At 70.7% G+C, this 6,388-nt stretch carries 5 protein-coding genes; 2 read left to right on the top strand and 3 right to left on the bottom strand.

All coding sequences use genetic code 11. From position 1 onward, the window contains the following. Window positions 1-280 precede the first annotated feature (280 nt). Complete coding sequence (trpS, locus tag AS857_RS36675) at window positions 281-1,282, top strand: tryptophan--tRNA ligase (RefSeq protein WP_058047823.1); 1,002 nt, start codon at window positions 281-283, stop codon at window positions 1,280-1,282. Between the two features lie 165 nt (window positions 1,283-1,447). Here trpS and proC read toward each other — a convergent pair whose 3' ends face one another. Beyond that, on the bottom strand, window positions 1,448-2,257 hold the full coding sequence (gene proC / locus AS857_RS36670) for a pyrroline-5-carboxylate reductase (protein ID WP_058047822.1): 810 nt from the start codon (window positions 2,255-2,257) through the stop codon (window positions 1,448-1,450). 435 nt (window positions 2,258-2,692) lie between these two features. Between proC and AS857_RS36665 the strand changes: the two genes are divergently transcribed. Then, window positions 2,693-4,294, top strand: a complete 1,602-nt coding sequence (locus tag AS857_RS36665) for a SulP family inorganic anion transporter (protein WP_107105781.1) — start codon at window positions 2,693-2,695, stop codon at window positions 4,292-4,294. Here the strand turns inward: AS857_RS36665 and AS857_RS36660 are convergent. After that, on the bottom strand, window positions 4,224-5,318 hold the full coding sequence (locus AS857_RS36660) for an NAD(P)/FAD-dependent oxidoreductase (protein ID WP_058047821.1): 1,095 nt from the start codon (window positions 5,316-5,318) through the stop codon (window positions 4,224-4,226). The genes AS857_RS36665 and AS857_RS36660 overlap by 71 nt on opposite strands. Before the next feature lie 36 nt (window positions 5,319-5,354). After that, window positions 5,355-6,260 carry a sigma-70 family RNA polymerase sigma factor gene (locus AS857_RS36655; protein WP_058047820.1) on the bottom strand — a complete coding sequence of 302 codons (906 nt, stop codon included), beginning with the start codon at window positions 6,258-6,260 and terminating at the stop codon, window positions 5,355-5,357. Between the last annotated feature and the right edge of the window lie 128 nt (window positions 6,261-6,388).

Raw genomic sequence — 6,388 nt, 5'->3', positions numbered from 1 at the left:
GCCGGTGCGGCTCGAGTGGCTGCCCCGCTGTCCTTGCGGACCCCGCGGCAACTCGAAGAACTCTACACGACCCCGTAGGGCGCATCAAACCAGTGGCGCAAGCACTTTTCAGGGGCGTACGGTCGACGGCATGACTCGGCATGTGCGTACACAGCAGTGGTGGGCCGCCTGACGGCGGCCCCGACTCCGTGCCTCGCGCATGCACCCAACGGCCGCCGCCTCGGCGGCCGTTTTTGCTGTCCGTGGCGGCGTCCCCTCCAGACAGGGAGCGCACCACCCCATGACCAACCGGATCTTCAGCGGCATCAAGCCCACCGGCCACCTGACGCTCGGCAACTACCTCGGCGCCGTCCGCCAGTGGGTGGAAGTGGACCAGCACAAGGCCGACGCGTTGTTCTGCGTCGTGGATCTGCACGCTCTCACCGTGGAGCACGACCCGGCACGGGTTCGGCGCCTCAGCCGGCAGACGGCCACGCTCATGCTGGCGGCCGGGCTGGATCCGGCGCAGTGCACGGTCTTCGTACAGAGTCACGTCGACGAGCACACCCGGCTCTCCTATGTATTGGAGTGCACGGCGTCCGACGGCGAGATGCGGCGGATGATCCAGTACAAGGAGAAGTCGGTGCGGGAGCGCGCGGCGGGCGGCGGCGTAAGGCTGTCGCTGCTGACGTATCCCGTGCTGATGGCGGCGGACATCCTGGCGTACGGGGCGGACGAGGTCCCGGTGGGGGACGACCAGGCGCAGCACGTCGAGCTGACGCGGGATCTCGCGGTGCGGTTCAACCAGCGGTACGGGCAGACGTTCACCGTGCCGAAGGCGGTGCTGCCGCCGGTGGCCGCCCGGGTCATGGATCTGCAGGATCCGACGGCGAAGATGGGGAAGTCCCACGCGGAGACGGCGGGCATCGTCTATCTGCTGGACGAACCGGACGCCGTGCGCCGGAAGATCATGCGGGCCGTGACCGACAGCGGCAGTGACGTCGTCCACGACCGGGAGACCCGGCCCGGTATCGCGAACCTGCTGGAGATCCTCGCCGCGTGCACCGGCGGAAATCCCGCCGAGCTCGCGGACGGCTATTCCTCGTACGGCGCTCTGAAGCGGGACACCGCCGATGCCGTGCTGGAAGTCCTGCGGCCGCTGCGGGAGCGGCATGTCGAACTGTGCGGCGACCCGGCCTATGTGGATGCCGTGCTCCGGGACGGGGCCGAGCGGGCGCGGAGGATCGCCCGGCCGACGGTGGACGCGGCCTATCGGGCCATCGGCTTGCTGCCCGCGTACTGAACAACACATAGAGAGGTCGCCGACCCGGTCGGCCCACCGCCCGGAAGCCCACCGGCCGAAATCCCGCCAGGTCGGCGACGGTCAGAGGCTCGGAGAATCGAAAGGGGGCCGCCCCGGGGGCCGGCCCAGAGGCGGCCCGGGGACGGCCCGAGGTCGGCCGCCCCGTCAGCCCTCGCCGGAGGCCAGCTCCCGGCTGCGGTCGCGGGCGGCCTCCAGGGCGGCGATCAGCGCGTGCCGTACTCCGTGCTTCTCCAGCTCGCGGATGGCGTTGATCGTCGTGCCGGCCGGCGAGGTGACCGCCTCGCGGAGCTTGACCGGGTGCTCGCCGCTGTCGCGGAGCATGACGGCGGCGCCGATGGCGGCCTGGACGATGAGGTCGTGGGCCTTGTCCCGCGGGAGGCCGAGGAGGATGCCGGCGTCGGTCATCGCCTCGACGAGGAAGTAGAAGTACGCCGGGCCCGAGCCGGACAGCGCCGTCGCCGCGTCCTGCTGGGACTCGGGCACCCGGAGCGTCTTGCCGACGGGCTTGAAGATCGCCTCCGTGCGGAGGAGGTGGTCCTCCGTGGCGTGGGTGCCCGCGGAGATCACCGACATGCCCTCGTCCACCAGGACGGGGGTGTTCGGCATGACGCGCACGACGGGGTTGCCGCCCGGCAGCCGCTCCTCGAAGAAGGACGTGGGGACGCCGGCCGCCGCGCTGATGACCAGCCGGTCGGCGGGCAGGTGTGGGGCGAGCTCGCTGAGGAGCGCCGCCATGTCCTGCGGTTTGACGGCCAGGATCAGGGTGTCCGCAGACTTCGCAGCCTCGGCGTTGGTGACCGTCTCGACGCCGTAGCGGGCGCGGAGGGCCTCGGCGCGCTCGGGGCGGCGGGCGGTGACCAGGAGGTCATCGGTCGACCAGCCGGCGCGGATCATGCCGCTGAGCAGCGCCTCGCCGATCTTGCCGGTGCCGAGGACGGCGACTTTCTGAGCCACGGGCTCACCTCTTCGCTGCGCGGGGATGGGCTGCACGCCGGGCTTCACAGTGCAGCCGGGACTTCACAGTGCACTGGTCGTCAACGCTGGACGGCGTCGGACGTCACCGGAGGGGGCGTGTCCGGCCATCTTTGCACTCCGCGCGCACGTCGTGCGCGCGGGCTCAATTGACCGGTGAGCCCACAGAGGCCTGCGCCGGAGCGATCGGAACAGCCCATTCCGGCCCGCCACCACTGCGTTTACATCGTGGTAACACGCAAACACGCCAACGGCATTGGCCACTTGGACAGAATGACCGCGGGTGTCCACGGCACGCTCCGTCACCCTCTGCCGTCCGGCCGGTCCTCACCCCGACGTCTCCGCTGCCCGTACCCCGACATCCGACAGGCAACGAACGCATCGCTGCGCGACACCGCGCGCTCGGAGGTAATCCTCATGGACAAAATACCCCTCACCCCTGCCCGCAAAGTGCTCGCCAGGACCAAGCTCCGGTCAAACCCTTCCCACGACGGTGCCAACAACGGAGTCGCCCTGCGCCGTGATCTCCGCGCCGACTTCACCGCCTCCCTCGTCGTCTTCCTGATCGCCGTCCCCCTCTCCGTCGGCATCGCCGTCGCCTCGGGCGTCCCGGTCGAACTGGGCCTGGTCACCGGCGTGGTCGGCGGCATCCTCACCGGACTGCTGCCGGGCAGCAGCCTGCAGGTCAGCGGCCCGGCCGCCGGTCTGACCGTGCTCGTCTACGAGGCCGTGCGGGAGTTCGGGCTCACCGCGCTCGGCGTACTCGTCCTCACTGCCGGGCTGCTGCAGATCGCGATGGGGGTGCTGCGCCTGGGCCGGTGGTTCCGGGCGATCTCCGTCGCCGTCATCCAGGGCATGCTGGCCGGCATCGGCCTGGTCCTCATGGCGAGCCAGATCTACGCCATGGCCGACGCCCGCCCACCGGCCGGCGGCCCGGCCAAGATCGCGGGACTTCCCGACCTGATCATCGACACGCTGATCTCGACCGACGCCCTGCTCGCCGCCGCGGTCGGCGTAGGCACGATCGCCGTGCTGGTGCTGTGGCCGCACTGGCAGAAGGGGGCGCAGTTCGTGCCCGCGCCCCTGGTCGCGGTCGCCCTGGCGACGGCCGTGGTCGTCGGCCTGTCCCTGCCCGTGGCCCGGATCGAGGTGAGCGGGATGCTCGAGGCGATCCAGCCGCCGGGCAGCGCGGACTTCGCCCTGCTCGGCGAGATGAGCGTCCTGGGCACGGTCCTGGCCTTCGCGCTCATCGCCTCCGCGGAGACGCTGTTCAGCGCGGCCGCGGTGGACCGGCTGCACGAAGGCCCCCGTACGGACTACGACAAGGAGCTCATCGCCCAGGGCGCCGGCAATACGGTGTGCGGCGCGCTCGGCGCACTGCCGATGACCGCCGTCATCGTCCGCAGCTCGGCCAACGTCCGGGCCGGGGCGAAGACCAAGGCGTCGCGCGTCCTGCACGGCGTCTGGCTGCTCGTCTTCGTCTCGCTCGTCCCCTGGGCCCTGGAGCTCATCCCGGTGGCGGCACTCGCGGGAGTGCTGATGCACGCGGGGTGGAAGTTGCTGCCCTTCCGGGACGTCGCCCGGCTGTGGCGCGAGCACCGCGGCGAGGCCGTGGTGCTCGTGGTGACCACAGGGGCCATCGTGGTGACGAACCTCTTCGAGGGCGTCGTCCTCGGCCTGCTCATGGCCGTCGCCAAGGCCGCCTGGGAGTCCTCGCACGTCCATGTCGAAACACAGACCATGGAGGACGGCACGGTCCGCGTCCGGGTCCTCGGCAACGCGAACTTCCTCCGACTGCCCAGGATCCTGGACGAGTTGGAAGCCTCACTGCCGCCCTCGGGGCGCAACGTGGAGCTCGATCTGAGCGGCCTGCGGCACATGGACCACGCGTGCCGCTCGGTGCTCACGGCGTGGGCGGAACGCAACGCCGAGTGCCGGGGCCCGGTCGCTACCGGGCCCGCGCCCGGCTCGCCGCCACACGCAGGATCCGGACCGTTGAGCGGACAACCTGCTCCTTGACGAACGCCGCCGGCCGCCCGGTCACGACGGACCGGAACGGTGAGTCGTCGCGGTGCACCGGCTGGATGAGGCCGTCGTTGCGGCCGAGGCTGATGCACTGCATGACGTAACGGAAGCGGAGCGGCCGCGCCGGACGGGACTCCAGGTCGGCGAGGACGGAGGCAGCGGCGTGTGCACCCGTGGGCATCGCGGTCGCACACGCCATCCGCAGAGAGGTGGCTGCCGCGTCGCCTGCCACGTAGACGGCCGGATCCGTGGCCGACCGGAGCGTCCGGTCGACCACGATCCGGCCCACCGCGTCGAGCTCGAGGCCCGCCGCACCCGCGAGCCCGGTCAGCGGCCGCAGCGACGCCGACCAGACGGCGACGTCCGCGTCGACTTCGTCCACCGACGTGACGCGCTCCCCCTCCGTGACCCGTACGCGCATCGCGGCGAGAGTCCTACGGAGGTGGGCCCGCCCGTTGACGGACAGGCCGGCGCCGAGCTTGCCGGCAGTGAGGAGGCGGACGTCCCACGCCGGATGCGATTCGGCGATCTCGGAGGCGAGTTCGACGCCGGTGAGCCCGCCGCCGACGACGGCGAGCCGCCCCGGGCCGTCGAGCAGCCGCTTCCCCAGCTCGGCCGCCGACTCCGCGGTGTACGCGCGCTCTCCCACCGTCCGTTCCCCTGCCGTCGGTTCCCCCGCGATGCGGGTGTCCGTGACACTGCCGAGCGCGTAGACGAGCCGGTCGTAGGAGAGCGTCCGGCCGTCGTCCGTACGCACCTCGCGGGCAGCCGGGTCCAGGTCGACGGCGCGCGCGGCGACGTGCCGGATCCCGGTGCCGCGGAGGAACGAGGACAGCGGGTGCGTCACATCCGGTTGCCCGGCCGCGAGTTGGTGAAGCCGGACGCGCTCGGTGAAGCGGTCACTGGGGTCGACGAGAGTAACGCTGACGGCGGTCCCCTGCGCCAGCCGCAGAGCAGCGGTGAGGCCGGCATAGCCGGCGCCGAGGACGATGACGTGGTGTCGGTGCTGTCGGTTCATACCCACCCGACGACGCAGCGGGCAGAAGTGTGACAGTCACAGCTCCTTCGGGCAGAGCTGTTCCGGACACAGCGCCCGCGGATCGAGGTGGCGGAGCTTGTCCGGATTGGCGACGGCGTAGACCTCCGTGATCCGCCCCTCCTGCACGGTGAACGCGAAGACCAGGACCCTGCCCCTGGCCGGGTCGACGGAGACGATGCCCGGTGCGCCGTTGACGTCCCGCATCACCACCCGCATCGACAGCGGGTCGAAGCCGCGGCTGATGCCCTGGGCGAAGCGGGCGACGTTCTCCCTGCCGCACACGGGGCGACGAGCGGCCGAGACCTTTCCGCCGCCATCCGAACGCCACACGACATCCGGATCCAGGACGGACAGGAGAGTCTCGAAGTCGCCGTTCATCACGGCGGCGAGAAAGGCTTCGACGGTACGGCGGTGCTCACCGCGGTCGACGGAACAGCGCGGGGATTCAGCCCGTACGCGCTTCCGTGCACGGGAGGCCGACTGCCGTACGGAAGTCGGAGTCCGGCCCACGACTTCCGCGATCTCGGTGAACGGCACGGAGAACACGTCGTGCAGGATGAACGCCGTCCGCTCGGCCGGCGTGAGCTTCTCCAGCACGGTCAGCAGCGCTATCCCGATGGATTCGTCCAGGGTGACCCGGTCCTCGGGCCCGGGCACTTCGCCCACGACCGGTTCGGGCAGCCAAGGTCCGACATAGGTTTCGCGGCGGGAGCGGGCGGAGCCGAGCTGGTCGAAGCAGATACGGCTGACGACGGTCGTCAGATAGGCGGCCGGGTTGGCAGCCTCCTCGTCGGGGAGCAACTGCCAGCGCAGCCAGGCCTCCTGCAGCGCGTCATCGGCATCGGCGACCGAGCCGGTGATGCGGTAGGCGACGGCCCAGAGTTGTGGGCGGTGTTTCTCGAAATCAGCCAGGGGTGCCATGGGACCGCCGGCTCCTTTCGTGAGCGCAGCTGAGTGGACCGGTGGACCGAAGTGGGTCGGAGTGATTCTGCCCGGAAATGCGAAAAAGCCCCGGTGGTAACCCACCAGGGCTTTTTCTAAAAATTGTT

Source organism: Streptomyces roseifaciens, from assembly GCF_001445655.1.
Taxonomy (GTDB): domain Bacteria; phylum Actinomycetota; class Actinomycetes; order Streptomycetales; family Streptomycetaceae; genus Streptomyces; species Streptomyces aureoversilis.
The sequence above is the reverse complement of the archived record's forward strand: the minus strand, read 5'-3'. Positions and strand labels throughout refer to the sequence as shown.